Below are 22,340 nucleotides of genomic sequence, written 5' to 3'. Positions count from 1 at the left end.
GCGAGCTTTGGAACGTGTCGATCGGGAGCGGCTCTCCCATTCCGGTCTCAATGCATGCTCATTTGTCAACGATTGCTTCGCCTTTTGATGCGACCAGGCCGTGGACCAAGATGCAAACAGTTCGCTTTCGCGGGTCGAACTTTTCAACGTTCGCCGTATCCACCAATACAGCGATGGCGCGTGGCCAAAAATCGAGGGCGTTTTGCTGCAGAATGGTTACTGTTCGTGTTGCGTCTCAGCGCTGATCAACTTGTCGAGAATCCGATTGCATCTGGCGGGCCCGGTGTCGATCTTCAGCAGCACGGGTTTAGCCTCGGGATGCTTGAGCAGATACCGTTGTTGCGCCTCGACAATTGGCTCATCCTGTTCTTCGAAGGCAATTCGACGCAATTCGCTCATCTTCTTACGGACCTCCGCCGCAGTCTGTTCGTCGCCCTCGAAAGGAACGCCCCGCCGTGCCGCCGCGAAGTGGTATAGCGTAGATGTTTCCGTCACCGGCGTAAGAATGTGAGCGCCATACAAGCCGGCGCCTTCCTCAATTCTACCGCCGACAGGAAATGTCATGTTGTCGTTCATTAAATGGCAGGGCGCACTCCAACGCATCACGGTCATCACGTCGACCGGTTGCCCATCACCCCGGAAAAGGAGATCTGGCAACAAGGCCGGCTTGACGTTGGTCCGGTTCCGCTCGACGTACACATAGTTGCCTTCCTCACGGACTGAAATCTCCGCTCTTACCGACTCCGGATAAGCTAGGATGCCCTCGTGAAGATAGGCCGCGTGACTCAAGTCCAGCAGGTTGTTTGCGACCAGACGATAATTGCTCCGCATGGTGACGTGGTCGCGCTTAGAGATCTGGTAGCCTGAGTCCGGGTCGAGAAAAGAATAGTCGGGGATAAGCGACAAGTCCGGCTGGCTGACGCCCATCCAAACCCAGATCAGCGTGTGTTTTTCTACGGCCGGGAATGTTCGAACCCTGCATGGAGGAATCCGATCCCCATGTGGATTCCTTACGCATGTGCCCGACGCGTCAAATTCAAGGCCATGGTAGGGGCATCTGATATTTCTTCCGTCCTCGACTAGCTTGCCCATGTGCAAAGGTGCGAAGCGATGCGGACAGACGTCTTCCAACGCAGCGATACCGCCGTCTGGCCGGCGGAAAAGCACCATGTCTTCATCAAGAAGAGTACGCGATACGAGCGGCCCATCTGCATCCAGTGTTTCCGCCCACATCGCTACATACCAGGCATTCCGCAGATAGGTCATCGTTCGTTTTCCCATTTCACACCAACGGGCGAGTACCCCGCCGCATCTAGTCCGCTGTACGCCAGCGTGGCGACCTGCTCAGAGGCCTCTGACAGGCGCTTGGCCAATCAATGGAGCTGCCCGCCGGGGCAGTGCGAATGTGCTTTCGTTCTGGCCGCTCATGGTCCTGTCTGGTCATCGATGATGGCCATCGCCGGTTTGTTCGCTCATTTCGCAGAGCCAACAGATTTAGCTGCTGCGCCTCCGCATGTCTGTCCCCTTCGAGGGGACGTTACTGCACGTACTTGCTGATCCATTTGATGATCAGAGTGTCGGTTAGGTAAGCCGCGCTTCTGTCATCGGCCTGTCCAGCTCCTGGGGGATAAGACGCGCAAGATATTCGTTCCGCCGACGCATCAAGCCTGCCGCGAGCCACAATAGGTATGCTCATTTGCACCAGGTCCTAGGTCTCTCGGCGCTAGCCACCACCGCTTATTCGATGTCTGGATTGCCAGCCAAAGCTCTCTTGCCCCGCCGCATCCAGTACACTGAGCTCTCGACATCCGAAACTGGACTTACGGCTCCTCTTTTTTAGAACGGCGTCCAATTGATGAGTTCCGGATGGCGAACCAATGGGTAAAAGTCTCCCTTAAATGCTGGTAGCACCACCTTCGCAATATTATCAGCCGTCCACCCCTCACTATTGTGAGCAGTGCGAAATGGCCGTGTCTGTGTGTAGAGCGATATCTCATTACCGCGGACAGTGAAAATCTGGCCAGTAACTTCGCGAGAAAGGTCGCTCGCCAGAAATGTCACCAAGGGAGCCACCTGTTCAGCCCGCATGTTCAACCGCAAGTCGTCCATCCGCTTGCGATGCTCCTCATCCCGGATAGGAACAGTTTCCAACAGTGCGCTCCAAGCAGAAGGACCGATACAGTTCGAGCGAACATTGAAGCGCGCCATATCGTGAGCGATGCCGAGAGAGAGACCCACGACTCCCAGCTTTGCGGCTGCATAGTTCGCCTGTCCAACGTTTCCGATTAACGCGGATATGGACGTGCAATGCACGTACGATCCCGAATTCTGCGCCTTGAAGTGGGGGGCCGCGGCACGGGACACATAGAAATACCCGTTGAGATGCACCCGAATTACATCACTCCATTCTTCGTCGCTCATGTTCCAAAACATCCGATCTCGTAGGATGCCGGCATTGTTCACGACGCAGTCGATTCGCTTAAACGTATCCATCGCAGCTTCGATAATACGGTCCGCTGATTTGCGCTCGGCAATTGACTCCACGCTCGGGATCGCGGAGCCTCCAAAGGAGCGTATTTCATCCGCAACGCGCTCTGCCCGCGATTTGTCGGCGCCCTCGCCGGATGGGCTTGATCCAAGATCATTAACGATGACGCTTGCCCCCTCTCGCGCCGCATGCAGCGCGACAGCTCTTCCGACACCTTGACCCGCTCCAGTGACAACAACTACTTTGCCGTCAAGGCTGCTGGTGGTCTGCTTAGCGTTCATAACCTTATCCTTGATCACTGCGTTCTGCCGCGGGCAGGAGGCTCACTCCCCTATAAGCCGGCTTGGCCGAGTAAGGCTATCCATGGCGAGACCCAAGCCTAAGAATGTTCAGCTGCCGAACATTTTCTGCCTTCGTCTGTCCTGCGTGGCAGTCAGTCGTACCGTCATCTCAGACAGTTTTGATAAACAGCTAAGCGAGTGGCAAGAAACGAACTGCCTGTGCTTGTGCCATCATCGCTTCTATCCTTGAGCCACGAACTCGCTGGCTAACGAGCGAGATTGTCGCTCGTCTCGACTTCGTATGAGACGATCCGCACCCTGCTCGAATGATAGGCGGCCTGCCGAAAAGCAGCGGCCGGCAAATGTTAGAGGCAAGAGCTGGCGCCGCGCTGCAACTTCTGAAGGCCGGCCAGCGGAGATTTCTTAGCCGGACCGGCATTCGGACCAGTCCAGCATCAGCATCGAGCCTAAAATGTCGTTGGCCGCCGGGATGCGAGACGGTCCATATTTCCGGTATCATTGTAAGGCTGATTGGCATGCATGCGCACCGGCAAATGTCCGGCTGCCGAACTTTTTGAGGTTCCGGCGCATACCACGTGAAGTCCGCTGCAATTCAGCTTGGGAAGAGATAGCGGCCAATCAGGGACAAGGAGTGGACTGGGCTTGGATAGTCGCGCAAATTGCCGGCAACAAAGACAGTCACCTACGTGGGTGATGCAGGAGGAGGAGTCCAATGGAAATTAGATTGAGTGGGTGCCGAACAGGTCTGCCTTCGAACTCAACGATCCACGAACCAGACAATGAAATAAGCTCGGCGGGCGTGCGAGGTTTTGCGCGCGGGTTGAAGATCTTAATGGCGCTCAATTCCCAGCCGCGCGCCACCGTCCTGCAGCTGAGCCGTACAACGAAGTTACCTCGGTCTACTATATATCGATTGCTTGACACTCTCGTGGAGGAACGATTTGTGCGGCAAGTACCAGGAGATGATCACTACTATCTGAACACGAAGGTCGCGGAGCTGTCGTGCGGATTGACCCTCCAGTCGTTGATAACAGAATTGGCTTACCCTGTTATCGAGAACCTCAATCGCGCTATCGGCTGGCCGGTTCTGCTGCACGGCTTTGAAGGAAATGCACTGACAACTTGGCAGGTAACACGATCGCGACATGTCGCGGCCAATCCTCGGATTGGTTGGTCGGCTCCAATCCTGCGCTCCTCCCCTGGCCGGCTCTTTTACGCCAATTTACCCGAACACCAGCAAGCTGAAGTTAGATCTATGCTCGCAACCTCGGGCAAGCGCGGCGCGGCTATAGAGAGCGAGCTCGAAGGGATGAGCAGAGTTGTGAATGAGGTTCGTCGAAGAGGTTACGGTTTTCGTGTCGAGGGCCTCGTCCCGCGGACCTGCTCTTTTGCTTTGCCGATTACCGTAGAAGGAAAGCCTGAAGCCTACATAACGGTCGTTTTCGCGCAACCCAATCAAACATTGGCTCGGGCTACCCGAGACTATTTATCAGTGACGAGGGATGCCGCTGAAACAATTGGAAAGGCTGTCATCGATCATTCAAGGCGTCTTTCCCAGCTTGGCGTGTGCTCGCCGTCGCGGTCCGCGGCGTCACTCTAAAACCTGGCGCGTGCCCATGCCGAAGGGATAGCGTCCCGTCCGGTGCCGCGGCTGTTCGGGAAAAAGGCGCGTTGGATTATCAAGCCGCTCAAGTTCCAGACGTGTCCACACGCATCCATCGGTCCCGCTACCTGGCTGGTGCGTGATGATGCATGTCATCCAGCGGTGGATTCACTGACGTCGAACAATATTGAGTGCAAGTGATGCTTCAGTTCAGTTCCGCGGCGGTCAAAGGCCGCCGAAGCCGCGACCAGGGTTGTGTCGGTTGTCCGACAGGTAGATCTGCCGAACCTGACCGATCTCTCGAGACTCTCCTAGTTTGCAGTTTCATTGCGACGCCCCTTACGAAAGAGGCCGTTGGCCGATTGCAGCCATTGACATCTAGCCTGACGTGCGGCCGCTGCTACCGGGTCCCAGCTGTAAGGATCTCAGTCCTTTAAAACCACTTTTTTAGCCAGATCGCACCTATCGCTAGGCTATTCTCGCACGTCGCTGGAGATGACGTCGCCAAACAACTCCCATTTCTCGCCAGTGAGACGCGCCATTCGCATCTCATTGATCGGAGTGTATTTAGTCGACGAGGTGTTGATTTTGATGCCCGGCAAAAGCACCTCACTGCGAAAGTCCCTTAGGTTTGTTGCCTGCTTCAAAACGTTCTGGCGTGTGAGGTCGTCGCCGCACTGCTTCAGCACCTGGATCAGCATCTGTGCCATACCGTAGCCGGCGACGGCATAGAGGTCGTTCTTGTCGCCTTCCGGAAAGTCCTTCGACATGAATTCATTGAACGCCTTCATGCCAGGGTCGTTGTCCCACTGCTTGTCGCCAGGATTTTTCATAGTTGTGGCCGAGATAATGCCCTGAGCGTTCTCAAATCCCGCAGGTCTGATCACGGCAGCGATTGACTGGGAAAAGCTGGCCAGAATATGCAACGGGCGCCAGTTGATGACAGCAATCTCCTTGATTGCCTGCGCTGCAAATTTTGGCGCCGCAATGTTTATGAAGACGTCGGCGCCAGATGCCTTCAGCTTAATAATATGGGAATCGATAGTTGGCTCGGAGACGTCGTAGCTCTCTTCCGCAACGATCATGGCTCCGGCTTCGTTGCCGAGACCATTCTTCAGACCCCCGAGGTAGTCCCTACCCGCGTCGTCATTCTGATAGAGTATACCGATTTTGGCCTGCGGCCTCTCCTTCAAAAGGTACTTGGCATGGATGCGCGCCTCGATCCGATATGACGGTAACCAGCCCATCGTAGTCCATGGAAAGTTCTGAGGGTCCGCAAATTTTGAAGAACCCGAGACGACGAATAGCTGCGGAACTTTCCTTGAGTTCAGGTACTTCTGAATGGCCGTATTTGATGGCGCACCAAACGGCGTGTACATGAACAGTACCTCGTCGCCCTCGACAAGTCTGCGCGTCTGTTCAACGGCCTTCGGCGGACTGTAACCGTCATCATAGCTGATGAAGCTGATCTTGCGGCCGTTGATCCCACCAGCATCGTTTATCTTCTTGAAGTAGGCCGCCTCAGTGCGGCCAACGATGCCGCCGGACGACACCGGCCCGGAATAAGGCATGATGTTGCCAATCTTAATTTCCGTATCTGTGGCGCCAGTATCGTATTTCTTCTGCGCACTGACCGGCGTCGCGACAATCACCACCGCTGCCGACAACGCAGCGACGCGTGCCGCTAACGAACGGAATGTCATCTTCTTCACTCCTGCGCACTGATCAAGACTTCAAGCCATAGTATTGGATGATTTGTCGATCACGATCGATAAGCCTCAACGATCACTGGTAGAGCGAGCCGGCAGGGCCGACGGCTTGCTCAAATCGCCACCGACGTCACGACTTTACCCAGACAAGATCGCGAGCGTTCATATCGACCTGGAATGAGGGATGACTAAGAAACTGCCGAGTTACGTAGTCACCTCGGCAACTCCGTTGTTCAGTATGACGACGCACCGCTCAACTGCTAAGCATCGAAAAGCGAAGAGACCATTGTCTTCTGCCCACATTTCGGTGCGGATGGTCTCGCCGGGAAACACTGGCGCCGAGAAACGGAGATCGAAGCGCCGTAAGCGGACGGGCTCGTAGCTGCAGGCCATTTTGATTACGGCATGACAAGCAACGGCATAGGCGCACGATCCATGGAGAATTGGTCGAGGAAATCCCGCAGCAACGGCAATATCCGGATCAGCGTGCAAGGGATTGCTGTCGCCATTGAGTCGGTAGAGAAGAGCTGCTTGAGGCGAGGTCTTGATCTCACAGCTTGCGTCCGCCGGCCGCTCCGGGATCGCTTGCGGTGCAGGCGGCGATTTTGACACACCACCAAAGCCGCCATTACCCCTCAGAAAGAAGGTCCCTGTGACGTCCGCAATGGGTTCATGAGATTTCGTTTCACGAACTTCGCGCTTAAAGAGAAGGAGGGCCCCCTTGTCAGCTCCCTTGTCTACTATATCAAGCATTTTTAGCCGGCTCGTAACCGAGCCAGCAGCTGGCAAGGGCCTATAGATGCGTAACCCACTCTCCCCGTGCAGCATAAGCTTCAAGTTGATCCCATTTTCTGGATCGCTGAGCCATCCACCGTCCATACCGAGCACGTGAACCATCGAAGGCAACGCGCAGAGATTTTTCTCATAGACAAACTTGAGCTGATCGCGATCTAACGGGTCAGCACCGAGCCCGACGCTCGCTGCATAGAGGATTGTGTCCTTGGTGCCGTACGCTTGAACCTTGTCCTGGAACTCCATGGTCATCAACCGATCATAGGCGAGCATTCAAATCTCCTACCAGCTCAACGTACACTCATCGATTAGCGAGCCACGACTAGACGCATGCTCGAAGTCAAACAAACCTAGTTACCGGCATCATCACGAGAATTATGATTCTGATCCGGCCCATGAGCCAGAGCAGCAGGACACCCTTAACGCGAACCATAGTCGCGCTTGCAGCCACCAGCATTTCGACCACGCGGATAGCTGCGAGCGCATGCCTTTTAGATATCCGATAGCTGTATGAATGTCCGAGAATGTCATCAGGTGAGGGCGAGGCCAAACGGGCCGTATGCTCCCCTAAGACGATCGTCCGCTCCAAACAGCTAGCTCTCCTTTACCTGTCTCAGAGCGCCGCCGACCGCCCCCGTCAGGGTACGGCCTGCCCAATACTTGTCCCGCAAGGCTTTCTTGTAAAGCTTGCCTGTCGGGAGGCGGGGAAGTGCATCGACGAAGTCGACCGACTTGGGCACCATATAGGCCGCCAGCCTCTCACCTGCGAATGAAAGAATTTCCTTTGCTATCGCCAACGAAGGCAAGGTCCCCTCGTTTAGCTGGACGACAGCCTTCGCCTCCTCGCCCATTTCGTCGTTCGGCACACCAATGACCGCCACATCGGCCACCTCGGAATGCTGAATGATGACGTCCTCGATCGCTTGCGGATAAATGTTGACGCCGCCGGAAATGATTGTGAACGCTTTGCGATCGGTCAAGTACAGGTATCGCTCCTGATCCAGATAGCCGACATCGCCCGTCGTCATCAAATTCGGATTGAGCGGATTTTGCGCTGAGCGAGTCTTCTCTGGATCATTCCAATAGTAAATGCTTCCGTTCGCCTCGCCGTAAATCAATCCAATTTCACCATTTGGCAGCTCTCGCCCCTGTTCATCGCAAATATGCAATGTGGGGGGCGCGCGGCCCACAGACCCAGGATGGGCAAGCCACTCATCCGGCGCTATTTCGGTAGACGTACCAGCACTGTCCGTGGCTCCGTAGTACTCGTAAATGATGGGCCCCCACCAGTCGATCATGCTGCGCTTAACCTCGACAGGACAGGGTGCGGCAGCATGGATCGCGATCCGGTGAGAAGAGTAGTCAAACTGCTTTCGCTGCGGCTCCGGGAGCCGCAGCATTCGAACGAACATTGTTGGCACCCACTGGCTGTGGGTGACTCTGTAACGTTCGATCAAACTCAACGACTCTAAAGCATCGAACTTTTCCATCATGACCACGGTACCACCCACCGATTGTACAGTTCGCGCAAATCGGATCGGAGCGCCGTGATAAAGGGGCGCTGGAGATAGATAGACCGTATTCTCGTCCATCCGGTACGAACGAGATAGATGAATCGCATCTGGCCGGGGATCGTTGATACGAAGATCCGCTTCGCGACGCACCACGCCTTTTGGACGCCCTGTCGTTCCAGACGTGTAGGACATTATCCGCCCCATCCACTCGTTCGTGAGCGGCAGCGGCACATTGTCCGAGAGTGCGTCTTCATAACTGTCCCAACCATCAACCACGCCGTCGCACATCAGGTAGACTCGGGCACTGCGCTCCTGGTTGGGAATCAACCCCGCCAGATCTCGACGGGCAAACGATGTGATTAGAGCTTTTGCACCTGAATCGTTGAGGATGTACGATACCTCATCCAGAGTGGCATACCGGTTGATCGAGACAACATCGAGCCCAGAGCGAAGCGCCGCCCAGACAATCTCCATAAAACGGAGATTATTCTCCATGAACATAGCGACGCGATCATTACGCCGGATCCCATGACGATAGAGACACTGTGCCAACTGGTTCGAACGATCATTGATCTCCCGATAGGTTACACCGTTTCCTGACGCCGCACTCACAAGAGCGAGTTTATCCGGTGTTTCCTTTGCCCACGTGCCAACGAACATCTTATCTCCGTCTGATTCTCGCCGTCGCAGGTCAGTTGCTTCGGGTGCTGAGGTTCAACTGCTTGATAGGCAGTTGTTGTATTCTGGCGCTTGCCGCGTTCATGGAGCTTGGTTACTGAAGATGATAGTGCTGCTGCCTGAGAACCACCCTCCGACGCCGTGCGCGACCGAAATCTTCGCGCCCTTTACCTGTGCCGGCGCTGCCCCGCGCATCTGACGCACACTTTCCTGCAGGGCATACATCCCGTACATGCCGGAATGCATGTAACTCAGTCCGCCGCCATTCGTATTTAAGGGTAGCCTTCCGCCCGGCGCTGTATTTCGTTCAGCAATGAAGGCGGCCGCCTCTCCAGGTTTGCAGAAGCCAAGATCCTCCAGCCCATACAACGGCAGATGAGCAAAGGCGTCGTAGATCATCAAATGATCGACGTCGTCGTGAGTGATGCCAGCCTCTTCGAACGCCTTTCTTCCAGAGACCCGGAATGCGCGAGATGATGTGAAATCGCTCATCTGGCTGATCATGGTCGATTCAGCGCTTTCTCCTGTGCCAAGAATGTAAACTGGCCGTCCAAGGTCTTTCGCGCGATCCGCGGATGTAAGGATAAGGGCGCCACCACCGTCAGTGACGAGGCAGCACATGAGGAGCCGGAACGGATAGGCGATCATCCGCGAACTCAGCACATCCTCTACTGTGATAGCCGACTTCGCAGTCGCCCTTGGATTCATTGCTGCCCATTCACGTTGAATGACTGGCACGAGCGCGAGCTGTTCTTGTGTGATGCCGAAGTGCTTGAGATATCGCAGGACGGGGATTGTGAACATTGAGGGCGCCCACACGGTTCCGAAGGGCGCCTCGAACTGTCCCTCGAGAGAACCTGGCGTGCGGGCCGGAGGTAGCGTCGGAGCAATCCACGACTTTCCGCTTTCACCGTGAGTGATCAACACCGTGCGGCATAAGCCTTCATTGATGGCTGCTGCTGCATGCCGGACGTGCATGAGGAACGAACAGCCACCAATGCTCGTACCGTCGATCCATGTCGGCGTGATCCCAAGGTAATGTGCAACACGGATCGGCGACTCTCCAGCCGTCGCCACCCCATCGATATCGGAAGGCTTTAATCCCGCATCTGCCATCGCATTAAGCGCGGCATCTCCATGTAAGCCAAGCTGCGAGAGGCCAGGAATCACCCCGAGCTCGGTCGTTTCCGCAGCCCCAACCACAGCTATTGATTTCGGTTTCATCTCGGCAATTCGCTACTTTGCGGGCTTGAACAGCGGAAGCGTTACGGTGTCGTTCTCCTTGACGAAGACAACGTTGAGCTCCATGTCGAGCTCTAGCGCTTCAGGCGTTTGCGGACATTCAACGATATTGGCCATCATTCTCGGCCCCTCCTCCAACTGCACCACTGCGATCGCATAGGGAGGGGTGAATCCCGGCGCCTCCTTGTGACAAATGACATAGCTGTAAAGTGAACCCCTTCCGCTCGCCTTGAAAATCGACACGGAGCGGCTGCCGCAAGCAGGACAGAACGGTCGCGGAGGAAAGTATGCTTTCCGGCACGTGTCGCATCGCTGCAATCGAAGCTCGCCCACCAGCGTTCCGTCCCAGAAATGCTGCGTCTCTGGAGTCGGCTCCGGCAAAGGCTTAGCATTTCTCATTTGACCGTTCTCGTCCTTGAGTTTGATTCTGGAGACCGCATCGGATGATTGCGAACTGACAGCAATGATTGTTGATCTACGGCCCTTGTCTCAGAACATCGAAGGGCACGCCTTTGTCCCTGCAGGGATTCGCCGGGACAACTTGAGGACACGATCAGCTCTTCGGCATCGCCGCCGATCCATTTGCTTGCTGCTCGCAGGAACGCATCCAATTCATCCCGCGTCTTGTTCAGCTAGACTAGTTGACCGCGACCTCTCGAACAATTCGTCGCCTCAGAATGTTCGTCCACCGGACAGTTATTTTTCCTCACCCGCGCGCGGGCTGTGCGCCTTGTGATGCGCTTCCAGCCGCGCGGCTTACCTCGTCAGCGGCCGCCGCTAACTTTGACGCTTCGAAGCGCGAACCCTCTCTAAGCATGTTCGAGTGGCGATGGTTGGCCGCGGTCGCGAGAATGTCCGTAGATTGAGGTATGGATCCAAACCCTCTCTGGATGAATCGCAGTCTCATCTGCGCCAGGTGCGTCGATTTGACGTTCTGCGTCAGCTGGGCGCAGTTTCACAGCTCACTGGCGGCAAGTGCGGACCAACGGGCCTCGTTCTCCACGGAGCCTAGTCGAGACTTCGTGATCAATAAGCGACAGCCTGATAAGCGTCACGCCCCCTTTAGGGGGACAGACGGACCTCGCTGACTCGGAGTATCTTCCTTTGGTTCACGCTTTTTCGTGGCCGATCTGACCCTAGGTCCTCCCGAGGGTCGATACTAAGCCGCCTGCACTCGTTGTGGGCGGCTTCTTTTTTATGGGCCACTTTTTTAAGTTCAGACCTTAGCTCGATCCGGCCTGGGCAAGAATACTCGACGCCACCAGAGTAGCCCTAGAACTCTTTTGATGAAGTCCCTTTCTTGCTTGCCCGCGCCACTTGTGCTGTCGGAGAATAGTCTGGCGAAAGCGGAGATTCCCGCCTCTCCGCTTCGAGAGCTGCAGGACATTGCTGCTGACTACAAACGTGTCATTAGCTTAAGTCGGCCCGCTCGACGCGATGTGTCGACTTTCTCTCAACTACTCTGAATAAGGCTTATTTCTTGGACTCTGCCAGAACCATTTCGGTTCGCTTCGATCAACCATTCTACAAAGAACGTGGATTTCTGATAGTCACGGCTTGCTCTTAGATTGTTTCACACTGAACACCACGGCGAACGTCACACTTGAGCCGGCGGCAAGCCGGGGGCATCTCACGCTGCAGTTGGATAATCGGGTCAATCATACCTGGCGCGAGCTGCTGGCCAGAGATGAGCAGTACAGGACGTCGTAGCCGCGCATAACAAGTGACGCACCAGACGCTTCGACGAGATCACTCTCGCACATCTCAATCGGCTTCAGTACCTTCCGTCCGCTCGTTCGCCTCAAGCCGGTTAGACAAATAATTTATCAACTTCGCGAGGATACGGTGTAATTCCGTAATCTCTCTGGGCTCAAGCATGGCCTCCAGCTCCTTCTGAAATGCCTCACGCAGCGGAACGACCGAATCGTGCAACCGCTCGCCACGCGGTGTAATGACCACCAGCCAGCTGCGGCGATCCGCTGGGTCGATACGGCGACTGGCATAGCCCTGTTCGACGAGGCTGGCGCAAGCTCGACTAACCTCGGCCTTATCGCTATGAAGCCGTCGGCTTAGTTGCTGCGGATTGATCGACGTCGACGAATAGAGATTAGTGAGTACACGCCATTCCGCCAATGTGAGGCCGGACTTTTCAGTCAGAGCTGGCGTTGAATAGCGGTCCAGCAGACGGCGTAAAACTCCTATCTGATAAATATATGAAAGATGGGCGGGAGAGAACCGTCGGTTGTCGACTAAGTTCTCCGCGGTGGCATTCGCCCCTCTTCTCGGTCCAATCTTCTTTGCTCGCACTGCGCGCTCCGCTGGTGAATCGATGTCTGCAACATATCACGCCAAGCGCCGCAGTTTGCAGTTAAAGGGAGGAGGCTGCCGACCAGCGCATCCCGTCTTCTAGGCGGCTGATCGGCTTACACTTTCGGTGCGCGGTACAGAGAGCGATCGTGCGAACTATCCACTCCCGCCAAGGAAGGGTAGCGAACGAGAACGGCTCGGAGCTCATCGTTATCTGCCGCTCATCGACGACCTTAGAGCATCGGCCCGGCCGGGCTCCTCCTGGCGCGGGGGTGTCAGTTTCAACGTACGAGACGGCACCGCGTGTTGTTTCGCAATGTGCGGGGTATGACCTGTTGCCCGACAGGAACGGATCCATACAGTAGTGTCGCGCCAGCGATCCGTCCGGTCCATCACAACAGGTCACACCGGTCAGAGCGTAGTACGATACGGCCGGATGGCTTCGATTGGTAAGGTTTCTATCGGCTATGTCCTGCTGGTCGGTTCTTTAGATTGCTGGAGTAAAGGCGGCATCCAAGGCTCCAAATCCTTCACGCAGTCCTCGATCCGTCCAAGGATAGATGCAGCAGTGAGGTGCCCGCCTTCAAAATCGCGCTCTGACGCGTAGATGGCGATAGGCATTGCATGGGCCATGAAGAAGCCGAACAGTGGACGCAATTGATGTTCAACGACGAGGGCATGACGTTCGCCTCCACCTGTTGCAACCAACACGACCGGTGTGCCGCGCAGCATTAGCGGATCAAGCAGATCGATAAGGTGTTTTAGGAGGCCGGCGAACGACCCCTTATAGACGGGCGTACCAACAACTAGGAGATCGGCCGTCTCAATATCTTCTATGATGGAGGCGAGCTGACCGTTGAGGTTGCGCCGATCATACGTTGTACCGAGTTCGGGCAACATGTCTGCCAGGTCGACCAGCCTGCCCGCCGCACCGTAGGTGTGCTCCACCTGCTTGAGCACATGCTCGACGAGCGTTCGGGTTTTTGATGGTCGAGTTGTATTTCCACTGAGACCAAGTATCTTTAGCCCTGCCTCATGGCGGACAGCGGATTGAGGACGTTGTTTGGCATTCTTGGACCGGAGTTCCGTTGACTCTTGCTGCATTTACTCCTCCAATTGAGTTGGGTTCTGCCAGGCTACGAAACGGTCCTTCATGCGGGCTTGCCCCGGTGTCCGTTTTCCGGGCGTTTGAGGCCTAGATTTTCGCGTAAAGTTTTGCCCTCGTACTCGGTTCGGAAGAGACCCCGTTTCTGCAGCTCTGGAATGACCAGCTCCACAAAGTCGTCAAGTGCGCCAGGCAGATACGGCGGCATTACGTTGAAGCCATCGCAGGCCTCGCTTCTAAACCATTCCTCCATGATGTCGGCAACCTGTTGCGGCGTGCCTCTCACGGCAAACTTACCGCGTGCTCCAGCCACCATCTGAGCTGTCTGACGCAGGGTTAGCTTACCCTGCCTCGCGACCTCCATTACCGAATTGAAATGGCCTTGCCCTCCGGTCTTGCTGGGAACGAGTTCAGGCATCGGGTCATCCATCGAATAGGAGGATAGGTCTGCGCCACCCAGGACCAGGGACAGTATTTCACGCGCGACTATGGGATGAGTCAGAGAATCCAAGTGCTCTTGTTTTTCAAGCGCTTCGTCCAATGTGCGTCCGACGATCACGCTCAAGCCAGGCATAATCTTCATCTCATCTGGGTGTCGACCGTGCTCAGCCATACGCTCCTTCAGCTGGGCATAGAGCCGCCTGCCCTGATCCAAGGTTTGTGGCGCACAGAAAATCACCTCGGCAAATTCCGCGGCAAGTTGAACCATGTCGTCGGAGCCACCGGCCTGCACGATCACCGGCCTACCTTGTGGCGTCCGCGGGATATTCAGAGGCCCACGAACTGAGAACCATTTCCCCTTGTGATCGAGCCGATGCATCTTCGTGGGATCGAGGAAGCTTCCGGTCTCCTTGTCGCGAATGAACGCATCCTCCTCCCAGCTATTCCAAAGCCCAACTACCACTTGGGCAAATTCGCGCGCGCGATCATAACGGACGCCATGTTCATAGTGCTCATCACGCGAAAAATTGTAGGCTTCAGCTGTTAGAGCAGAAGTAACCAAATTCCAGCCGGCCCTGCCCTTACTAATGTGATCGATCGATGCGAACTTACGTGCGACATGATATGGCTCATTGAAGCTTGTTGACGCGGTAGCCACAAGACCGATCCGCGTTGTCTTTGCAGCGAGTGCAGAGAGAAGCGTGATCGGTTCCATGTTAGCGATATATTGAGCCGAGCGAGCTAGCGCTTCGGGATGTGCCTCACGAACCGCAACATTGTCAGCCAAGAACACCATATCCATCTTGGCGCGCTCAGCGGTCTGAGCAATCTCAACGTAATGCTCAAAGTTAACGCCGGCGTCGGCTTGCGATTGCGCGTGACGCCACGAGGCAACATGGTGCCCGGTAGGGTTGAAGAAAGCCCCTAACCTTAGCTTCTCACCAGCTCTGTGCATCGTAGTGCTTCCTTTCGAGTGTCCGACTGCCCTGCTCCGCCTGCGACAGACGTTCCGCTCAATGGCAATGTCGGGCAGACCATCGCTCGGTGGCGACTAATCGTTTGTCGTCCTATCCAACTTCGTCGATTTGCTCCGCGTATTGGTGTAAGCGATCGCCGGGACCGTTACTGCCAATAATATAGTTGTCGCATAGCCAGTTGAGCGCGCCGCCATACAAATACGTGGGATGGACTACGATGTTCATGCCCTCCTTGATCGTCCAAGGTTCGTCCGATCGAATTAAAGGGCGCTCCACTAAGTCGTAGCCCTGGCCGTGGCAATAGAGACGCGTCTCCTCGGGACGGCCGTTTCGTCGCATGAATGCGTTGAACTCTTCCCAAATATCCTTGCAATGCGCGCCGGGTTTAAGCAGATCTAGCGTAAGCTTGCGGGACTGCTTGACCAAGTCCAACTCGTCCTTCATTTCCTGCGGAGCCTTGACGCCCACGACGCAAGAGCGGCCGAGTTCGGTATACATACCGCCCGGACCGGAGTCCTCGACGAGCAATGCGACCTGATCCCCGCGCTGAATTATGCGGTTCTGCATATGGCGCTGCCCGAACTTCCTCGGATTCCCTAGCGGCATCGAGGCACAGAGATAAATGCCGTTTTCACTACCATGGCAACCGGAGTAGTGCTGAGCGATCGCAGCGACTTCGCGATCTCGCATGCCCGGCCTGATGGCCGCGAAGGCTGCGCGCATTGCGCCATCTTGCATCAGCGCGGCACGCCTCGCCAACTCCTGCTCCTCAGGAGACTTGATCACCTTGATGCAATCGACCATTTCGCTCGCATCGACGTAACGCGCGTGCGGAAACTTCTTCGTAACATAATCCCCAAGCGCGTAGGAAACTTGACCAATATGGACAAAGCCGATTGTCCCCTTCGCATAGGGAGCGAGCGCCAACGCAGCCAACTCGGGGTCATAGTTGTTGGTGTAGTGGGCAGACTCATAGCTTGGCGTATGGAGTAAGCGTTTCACGCCTCGCCAGATATCGGCGGGAGGACGGCCATCGCCACCGAACGCTCCTTGAGTCACGATCGTCATTTCGTCGTCTCGAGGAAAAACCACAGTCATAGGGTAACCGTTGGTCGCCGGCATGTCAGTGAACCACTTCACCGCACCACCCATATGATCATTGTTGTTCTGCATGAGCAGGACGTCGATCTTCTCGCGAGCCATGGCCTCACGAATCAAGCCCCAGCGGCGATCGAGCTCAGCGTTCGAGATGGGTGTTTGCAGCCGCTCATTGAGTACTTGTGCTTGCGCGTTCATCAGATCCTCCCATTGCGGAATTGACCACTACTCACAGTTAGAAGATTTGTCAACTAAATTAGATGATAACTCAACTATCCGCCATCGCTCTTAGTCATCGTTTCCGACCCGCCTAGGACGCCAGCAGGGTATCTGCCATCCGCTCAGCGATGGTGACAGTCGGCGCCATGATGTTTCCGGTTGACACCCTCGGTCTGATCGAGGCTTTCGCGATCGAAGACGCCATGAAGCCGAAGCCTGGCGTCGACAACCGACATGTCGTCGCGCCCCATCTTGCGGGTACAGCTTCATGGAAATTGGTGCCTGCGGCGTAGGAAGTCGGCTATCGGTGGCTGTTTCGAGCTCGCCCGGCATGATCTCGCGCTTGCCGAATTCCTCTGCCGCAGGAACCCCGCCGATTTGCAGACAGAGCTCGATTCCGCGCAGCAGCGCCGTGACCTCGTCACGATGGCTCTGGAATGCGAGGTCAACCTACGCGTTGTCGGCGGGATTACCGAATGCACGGGGTCACGCGCCCCCTGCTCTTCGGACCGCACGTCCATGCACTCGGCCCCAGCGTATAGTTACCTCGGAGGTGTGCGGCACTTTCGATCTGGAACGGCTGCAAATCGTATGTGACCAGACGAGCGCTCTGTCGCTTTCCAGAAGAAACCTGCGTCGAAGTCCACAAATCTGCGCTTCACTCAGCCTTGAACCCCGACGCCTTGATCGGCGACTCCCACTTTTTCAGTTGTGCCGCCTGGATGGCGGCGAGTTGCGCGCCAGTCGCATAATCCGGCACGAGGCCTAACCGGTAGATCGCCTCCTGGACGTCCGACTGCTCGAGCGCTTGCGCAACGGCGCGTTCGATGCGCGCCAGCGTGTCCGCGGGCATGTCTGCGGGACCGTAGAGGCCGAAGCACGCGTCCGCTACTACGTTGATGCCCTGCTCGCGTAGCGTCGGTACGTCGGGCAGAGCCCGGTTTCGCTGTTCACCGGTTACCGCCAAGATTCGTAGCTTGCCCGCCCGGTGCTGTTCTAGCGTCTGCGATAGGGTATCGATCATCAGGGGGACCTGGCCGCCCATCAGGTCCTGCATCGCAGGTGCACCGCCACGGTACGGCACGTGAGAGAGCGGTACCCCGGTGGCTTGCGACACGAGAAGCCCGGCAAAGTGTGTCAAGCCGCCGGCACCCGCAGTCGCGAAGTTCGCATTGGCCGGATTCGCCTTCATCCACGCAAGCACCGCGCTGAGATCGCCTTCGGGTGCCGAAGGCCCCGCCGTCAGAGCAAAATCGAACGTGCTGATGCGTGCGATGGGTGTGAAGTCCTTCTCGACGTCATAACCAGGATTGGCATAGATCCACGGAGCGATGACCATGGCGCCGCTTTGAACAAGCGCCAGCGTCATTCCGTCGGGCGCAGCCCGCTTGAGCTCACCGAGCATTATGCGCCCCGAGGCTCCAGGCTTATTCTCGACGATAATGGTCTGGCCAAGCGAGGAGCGCAGCTTTTCGGCCAGCACCCGCCCGATTGCGTCGACGGTCCCCCCGGGAGGAAAGCCAATGAGGATCCTCATCGTGCGGCCCTGTTGCGCGAGCCCGGTCGATGCGGCAAGGGCAGCGCCGGCGGCGACGAAGATAAAGAGGCGTCGTTGCAGCATGGTGGATCCAATCCATAATGTTTGTGCGCGCGCAGGGCGTTCCGGCGCCAGACTCCGCTGCCGGCACGTCATGGACTGATGGCTGCGGAGGGAAGGCGAAAGACGCGTTCTGCGTTAGTCTGGAAAAGCATCCTCTTTTCTTGGTCGTTGATGGACAGGTTGTCCATCGCAGGTACTTCCTCGGCAACGACTTGATAGGGATAGTCCATCGCGTAAAGGATACGATCGGCCCCCATCAACTTGTGCACGAAGAGAACCGCTGGTTCCCAGCACATGCCGCTGGTCGTGTAGTGGAAGTTCTGGCGCAGTACTTCGCTGGGCGAACGCTTGAGCGGCTTGAGGTTCTTACTGCGCGGCAGCAGTACGCCATGCATGAAGTCCAGGCGCGCCAGCCAGAAAGGCAGCCCCTCGCCTAAGTGGCCCAGCACGACCTGCAGCTTGGGGAACCGGTCAAACACGCCACCCACAATCATCCGCAGGATATGAAGGCCGGTTTCGCAGGCGAAGCCGTAAATGGCTGCGTCGAGTGTCCGCTCTAGGAACGGCTCGATCATCTTTGGTGGCGGCGTAGTGGGATGGATGTATAACGGCACGTCCAGCGCCTGGAGCGCCTCGAGAATGTCCCAAAATTTCGGGTCATCCAAGTACTCGCCTTTCGTGTGCGAGTTGATGATGGCACCGCGCAGCTTGAGCTTGCGCACGGCCCGCTCGAGTTCCTTGGCCGCCTCTGCTGGCTGCTGCGGTGCAATTGCGGCTAGCCCGTCGAAGCGCGCGGGGTACTTCGCGATCGCCTCGGCCAGCAGATCGTTGGACGAACGCGCCATGGAAGTGGCGGTGCCGGGCTCGAACATCTGAACTCCCGGCTGGGTGAGCGATAGGATTTGCATATCGATGCCCAGCCGGTCCATGTCGGCAATCCGCTCCTCCCCACTGCTCTGTAAGCGGCGCTGGAGCAGCTGAATGCCTTCCGTCAGGTTGCCGGTATAGAAACCCCAGACGCTGTTAAAGCCTGGATCGGTCACTACGTGGGAATTCACCATGTCGAAGTACATGGAAGCGATCTCCGGCGGCAGCCAGGCTTCTTCGGTGGCAATGCGGCGGTACGGGACTCTGGCAGGTGGGGTCATGTTGTTCGTTCGGGTGGGGCGTTGCGCCTAGGTTGATGGGTAGACGCCATTGCACGCGGCACCATTCACACCGTCAAGCAAGTAATTTCGAAGCATTCGTGAGCTGCCCTTGATGTCGGAGAATGGCTGGCTGCACGCGCGGCAAAGCTTCACAAGACTCTGTCCCCGGCCCCGCGAAAGCCAAGTCCTACGCGCCGCCGCGCGGTGCCACCATGAGGCTCTCGCCTCCGCCACTCGCGCTCGTCGACCCGCATTGCAAATTACGCGTTTGGCAGCACGCCGCGAATCCTTCGGGCGCGCAGGTCGTCGACAAGCACCTCGACAAACCGCCGGCATGCTGGTGATAGCGACCGTCCATGCCGGGTGACGATCGAAATGCTTCTCCTAACCGACGGATCGACGAGCTGCCGCGCCACAATGCGGTCCCCTGCCGTAAGCCGTGCCAGAGCGACGGGGAAGATCGCGGCACCCATCCCGCTTGACACCATCCACAGGGCTGAGCTCAGATAGTTCACTTCGTTGACGATCGACAGCTCGACACCGGCCGATGCGGCCGCGGCGTCAGCGAGGTGCCGCGCGCCATAGCCGGGAGCAAGAGCGATGACCGGTACACCGCGCAGGTCAATCCATCTGCATCGCCGTCGGCTCGCTAGCGGGTGATCGGAGCGACAGATCAGTCCGATGCTGTCATCGACAATCGGATGGATCTCCAAGCCACCGTTCGGGCCATCTGGCGTCCCGATACCGAAATCCACCTGACCCGATAGGATACGCGCCACGAACTGATCGGGCGCGCAATCGTCTATCGCGACCCGAACGCCGGGGTGCATGCCCGCGAACTTGGGGACTGCGGTCGGTAGCAATGCCGTGCTGATCGCTGGGGTCACGGCGACATGCACGCGTCCTCGACTTAAGTCTGCGGCCTCGCGCACGATTTCATTGAAACGGGCCAGATCTTGCAGTACACGCTCCGCGAACGGAAGCGCCTCGTGCGCTGCCTCCGTGGGCTCCAACGTTCGCGTGCTTCGGTCGAACAGTTTAACACCAAGGCGATCTTCCAAGTCTTTCAGCAAAAAGCTCACTGCGGAAGGCGTGACGGCGAGCTGATCCGCTGCAGCAGCTAGCTTCCTCAAGCGGTAGACGACCACGAAGGCGCGTATCTGGCGCAGTGTTGTTAACTGCGCTCGGCCGTCCGCTATTAGTTGAAATCTACTCATGACTACTTCCAAGTAGTCGGACTTGAATAGGCTATTCCCACGCAACTGGCCGACGGATGCTGCGTCGTTGGTAGTCCCAGCGAGCAATCACAGAGGAGCTACTCAAGAAGGCCGACAAGAGCGCCGCAGGTGGCCTCGATCGTCCCCAGGTGTCCTCAGGTTGTGCCCCGACAACGCGCAGGACTGCTTCACCGTCGCTGCTCTCGAGCTAGTTCGCGTCAGCAACCCATAGTCGAATATTTGCACATATCTGCAGTAATTCGCAATCCCGCCGCACGCACGAGGCGTGAGCCCTTTGCGGCGAATTGCCTGCTCCGGTTGCTCCGACCGCGGTCAAGGCGTCAGCTTATCTCTTCGAGTATCGGGACGAGGCACTCCTCCATAAACGGTCTTACGTCCCGTTCGGGAGTACTCAACTGTCATCCGGACTTCCATGCAGCTACTCGTTGCAACAATCCGGGCGGTAGCTGGGGTCCGCTAGCTCGTTAACCCTCTAACGTGGGTGTTCACCTACTATCCTCAGCGCATCGAGCAGGCTAGTGACGTCTGAGGCCTGGTCTAATCCTTCCACTGCTGAGATGAGTGCCTCGGCCAGAGCCGGGTTGATCGGATCGATCAAAGCGTGTGTCTTCGCAACCACCTCGGCGTGGGTCATCGGCAGTACGGCCGAGCCCTTGGCAAGGGTCGGGTTTCCAGCAGATATGTCGATCGTCGTGCCGTCGGTGCGTTCGATGTGCAGCCGAGGGCCATCTTCCAGACCGATCGACTTGTCCAAGGTGAAGGTGATCCGGTCGAATATACTGCGCACCTCGGGCTCGTTGAGCCTCGGTGGCTCAAACTGGCCGAGACCAGCCTCGCCACTGACCAGCGTCACACTCACCGCATAAGGTAGGCTGAACTGCGCATCGAAGACTGTCTCGATCGGATAGACATTGATCATGTCGTAAGCGGTCTGCCCGGCGGTGATGTCCATGCGCTTTACATTGTCTGCCCGTAGGCCATGACTGCTCATCAGCCTGAGCAGCGTGTCAATCGTGGAGTGACTGCCTCGGCAGCAGGCGTAGGGCTTAAGGTACGAAGAGGCTATGTTGAGGTTGACGCCGAGATCATCCAGCGCCTTGTCCCGAAATCCGACGCCGCCGTTGTACGTGGTGAAAAGCCCACCGAACTCCGACTCGAAGATCCGATGCGGACCGGTAATGCCGCCTTGGGCGAGCAGGGCTGCATCCACACCAGTCTCGCAGGCCTTTCCGGGGTGGAGGCGCTTAGTCATCGCACCATCGTCGATGAATGCCCACACGCCTCCGGTGAAAGAGCCCGCGATGCCTAGGGCATTTGTAAACTTCTCGGCGTCCAGCCCGAGCACCTTGGCTGCGGCTGCCGCGGCACCGAGGCTTCCCATCGTGCCCGACGAGTGCCAGCCCCGGCCGGTGTGTACCGCGAAGCCGCCAATAGCAAGCAGTGAGCGATATCCGACGTCGTATCCGGCAATCGTCGCGAGCAGGAAATTTCGCCCTGAGGCGCCCACTGACTCGGCAACGGCCAGAGCAGCCGGAATAACCGTCGACCCGGCATGTCCTGCCCCGCCACCATCGTCAAAGTCACGGGCATGTGCCGATGTGCCATTCGCGAGCGCAGCCAGAGACAGCGGTAGTCGATCCGACGTGCCCCACACGGTTGCGCCAGCCCGGCGCCCATTTGCCGTGGTGAGGACGCGGATGACACTGGCGGCTTCCGACGTGCGCGCGCCCACGAGAGCTACGGCGAGAGTATCAAGGACGTGATCCTTGATGCCCGCGATGTCCGCTTCAGGGATGTCAGCCCAAGTTAGCCCCGACCACAGCGTCGCGAAGCGCTCAGTCAAGCTGCCAATACTGTCGGTGTCATAGGCCATAGTTGC

General features: G+C 57.1%; 16 protein-coding genes and 1 pseudogene. 1 reads left to right on the top strand and 16 read right to left on the bottom strand.

Features of this window, described 5'->3' with window-relative positions; translation table 11 throughout:
• Window positions 1-216 precede the first annotated feature (216 nt).
• Together AS156_RS33055 and AS156_RS33050 are read right to left on the bottom strand one after the other, a co-directional pair.
• Window positions 217-1,266 carry an aromatic ring-hydroxylating oxygenase subunit alpha gene (locus tag AS156_RS33055; RefSeq protein WP_066513548.1) on the bottom strand — a complete coding sequence of 350 codons (1,050 nt, stop codon included), beginning with the start codon at window positions 1,264-1,266 and terminating at the stop codon, window positions 217-219.
• Window positions 1,267-1,836: 570 nt separating this feature from the next.
• Window positions 1,837-2,769, bottom strand: a complete 933-nt coding sequence (locus AS156_RS33050; protein ID WP_066513616.1) for an SDR family oxidoreductase — start codon at window positions 2,767-2,769, stop codon at window positions 1,837-1,839.
• 733 nt (window positions 2,770-3,502) lie between these two features.
• On the opposite strand from AS156_RS33050, the gene AS156_RS41490 reads away from it, so the two are divergent.
• Window positions 3,503-4,390, top strand: coding sequence for a helix-turn-helix domain-containing protein (locus AS156_RS41490; RefSeq protein WP_082747872.1), 888 nt, complete (start codon window positions 3,503-3,505; stop codon window positions 4,388-4,390).
• Between the two features lie 476 nt (window positions 4,391-4,866).
• On the opposite strand, the gene AS156_RS33045 is transcribed toward AS156_RS41490, so the two are convergent.
• The 14 genes and pseudogenes from AS156_RS33045 to AS156_RS46165 all read right to left on the bottom strand — a co-directional run.
• Window positions 4,867-6,096 carry an ABC transporter substrate-binding protein gene (locus AS156_RS33045; protein ID WP_066513615.1) on the bottom strand — a complete coding sequence of 410 codons (1,230 nt, stop codon included), beginning with the start codon at window positions 6,094-6,096 and terminating at the stop codon, window positions 4,867-4,869.
• 210 nt (window positions 6,097-6,306) lie between these two features.
• Entirely contained in the window at window positions 6,307-7,167 is an 861-nt protein-coding gene (locus tag AS156_RS33040) for a MaoC/PaaZ C-terminal domain-containing protein (RefSeq protein WP_066513547.1), read from the bottom strand.
• A 320-nt stretch (window positions 7,168-7,487) separates the two neighbouring features.
• Window positions 7,488-9,068, bottom strand: coding sequence for an AMP-binding protein (locus AS156_RS33030; RefSeq protein ID WP_066513545.1), 1,581 nt, complete (start codon window positions 9,066-9,068; stop codon window positions 7,488-7,490).
• 99 nt (window positions 9,069-9,167) lie between these two features.
• Entirely contained in the window at window positions 9,168-10,310 is a 1,143-nt protein-coding gene (locus AS156_RS33025) for a thiolase C-terminal domain-containing protein (protein ID WP_066513544.1), read from the bottom strand.
• Window positions 10,311-10,322: 12 nt separating this feature from the next.
• Window positions 10,323-10,727 (bottom strand): Zn-ribbon domain-containing OB-fold protein, encoded by a 405-nt coding sequence (locus tag AS156_RS33020; protein WP_066513543.1) that lies wholly within the window; start codon window positions 10,725-10,727, stop codon window positions 10,323-10,325.
• Window positions 10,728-12,092: 1,365 nt separating this feature from the next.
• Window positions 12,093-12,635, bottom strand: a complete 543-nt coding sequence (locus tag AS156_RS41485; RefSeq protein WP_160331182.1) for a MarR family winged helix-turn-helix transcriptional regulator — start codon at window positions 12,633-12,635, stop codon at window positions 12,093-12,095.
• 465 nt (window positions 12,636-13,100) lie between these two features.
• Window positions 13,101-13,739 (bottom strand): FMN reductase, encoded by a 639-nt coding sequence (gene msuE, locus AS156_RS33010; RefSeq protein ID WP_082747870.1) that lies wholly within the window; start codon window positions 13,737-13,739, stop codon window positions 13,101-13,103.
• Window positions 13,740-13,786: 47 nt separating this feature from the next.
• Window positions 13,787-15,136: an LLM class flavin-dependent oxidoreductase gene (locus AS156_RS33005; protein ID WP_066513541.1), complete on the bottom strand. Its 1,350-nt coding sequence runs from the start codon at window positions 15,134-15,136 to the stop codon at window positions 13,787-13,789.
• Between the two features lie 112 nt (window positions 15,137-15,248).
• A complete protein-coding gene (locus AS156_RS33000; protein ID WP_066513540.1) occupies window positions 15,249-16,454 on the bottom strand; it encodes a M24 family metallopeptidase in 1,206 nt (401 codons plus the stop codon).
• 679 nt (window positions 16,455-17,133) lie between these two features.
• Window positions 17,134-18,096 (bottom strand): Bug family tripartite tricarboxylate transporter substrate binding protein, encoded by a 963-nt coding sequence (locus tag AS156_RS32995; protein ID WP_066513539.1) that lies wholly within the window; start codon window positions 18,094-18,096, stop codon window positions 17,134-17,136.
• Between the two features lie 68 nt (window positions 18,097-18,164).
• Window positions 18,165-19,223: an amidohydrolase family protein gene (locus tag AS156_RS32990; RefSeq protein ID WP_066513538.1), complete on the bottom strand. Its 1,059-nt coding sequence runs from the start codon at window positions 19,221-19,223 to the stop codon at window positions 18,165-18,167.
• 260 nt (window positions 19,224-19,483) lie between these two features.
• The gene (locus tag AS156_RS32985; protein ID WP_066513613.1) at window positions 19,484-20,440 is read right to left on the bottom strand and encodes a LysR family transcriptional regulator; all 957 of its coding nucleotides are present in this window, start codon (window positions 20,438-20,440) and stop codon (window positions 19,484-19,486) included.
• 493 nt (window positions 20,441-20,933) lie between these two features.
• Entirely contained in the window at window positions 20,934-21,527 is a 594-nt protein-coding gene (locus AS156_RS46170) for an MmgE/PrpD family protein (protein ID WP_430641828.1), read from the bottom strand.
• Window positions 21,528-21,656: 129 nt separating this feature from the next.
• Window positions 21,657-22,334 (bottom strand): annotated as a pseudogene (locus AS156_RS46165) (MmgE/PrpD family protein); the annotation flags it as partial.
• Between the last annotated feature and the right edge of the window lie 6 nt (window positions 22,335-22,340).

Source organism: Bradyrhizobium macuxiense (assembly GCF_001542415.1).
Lineage (GTDB): Bacteria > Pseudomonadota > Alphaproteobacteria > Rhizobiales > Xanthobacteraceae > Bradyrhizobium > Bradyrhizobium macuxiense.
This window is presented reverse-complemented; position numbering and strand designations above follow the sequence as displayed.

What these genes read in the sequence shown, in the direction of transcription:
- AS156_RS33055 (WP_066513548.1), bottom strand. Translation starts at nt 1,266, where the DNA reads ATGACCTATCTGCGGAATGCCTGGTATGTAGCGATGTGGGCGGAAACA.
- AS156_RS33050 (WP_066513616.1), bottom strand. Translation starts at nt 2,769, where the DNA reads ATGAACGCTAAGCAGACCACCAGCAGCCTTGACGGCAAAGTAGTTGTT.
- AS156_RS41490 (WP_082747872.1), top strand. Translation starts at nt 3,503, where the DNA reads ATGGAAATTAGATTGAGTGGGTGCCGAACAGGTCTGCCTTCGAACTCA.
- AS156_RS33045 (WP_066513615.1), bottom strand. Translation starts at nt 6,096, where the DNA reads ATGACATTCCGTTCGTTAGCGGCACGCGTCGCTGCGTTGTCGGCAGCG.
- AS156_RS33040 (WP_066513547.1), bottom strand. Translation starts at nt 7,167, where the DNA reads ATGCTCGCCTATGATCGGTTGATGACCATGGAGTTCCAGGACAAGGTT.
- AS156_RS33030 (WP_066513545.1), bottom strand. Translation starts at nt 9,068, where the DNA reads ATGTTCGTTGGCACGTGGGCAAAGGAAACACCGGATAAACTCGCTCTT.
- AS156_RS33025 (WP_066513544.1), bottom strand. Translation starts at nt 10,310, where the DNA reads ATGAAACCGAAATCAATAGCTGTGGTTGGGGCTGCGGAAACGACCGAG.
- AS156_RS33020 (WP_066513543.1), bottom strand. Translation starts at nt 10,727, where the DNA reads ATGAGAAATGCTAAGCCTTTGCCGGAGCCGACTCCAGAGACGCAGCAT.
- msuE (WP_082747870.1), bottom strand. Translation starts at nt 13,739, where the DNA reads ATGCAGCAAGAGTCAACGGAACTCCGGTCCAAGAATGCCAAACAACGT.
- AS156_RS33005 (WP_066513541.1), bottom strand. Translation starts at nt 15,136, where the DNA reads ATGCACAGAGCTGGTGAGAAGCTAAGGTTAGGGGCTTTCTTCAACCCT.
- AS156_RS33000 (WP_066513540.1), bottom strand. Translation starts at nt 16,454, where the DNA reads ATGAACGCGCAAGCACAAGTACTCAATGAGCGGCTGCAAACACCCATC.
- AS156_RS32995 (WP_066513539.1), bottom strand. Translation starts at nt 18,096, where the DNA reads ATGCTGCAACGACGCCTCTTTATCTTCGTCGCCGCCGGCGCTGCCCTT.
- AS156_RS32990 (WP_066513538.1), bottom strand. Translation starts at nt 19,223, where the DNA reads ATGACCCCACCTGCCAGAGTCCCGTACCGCCGCATTGCCACCGAAGAA.
- AS156_RS32985 (WP_066513613.1), bottom strand. Translation starts at nt 20,440, where the DNA reads ATGAGTAGATTTCAACTAATAGCGGACGGCCGAGCGCAGTTAACAACA.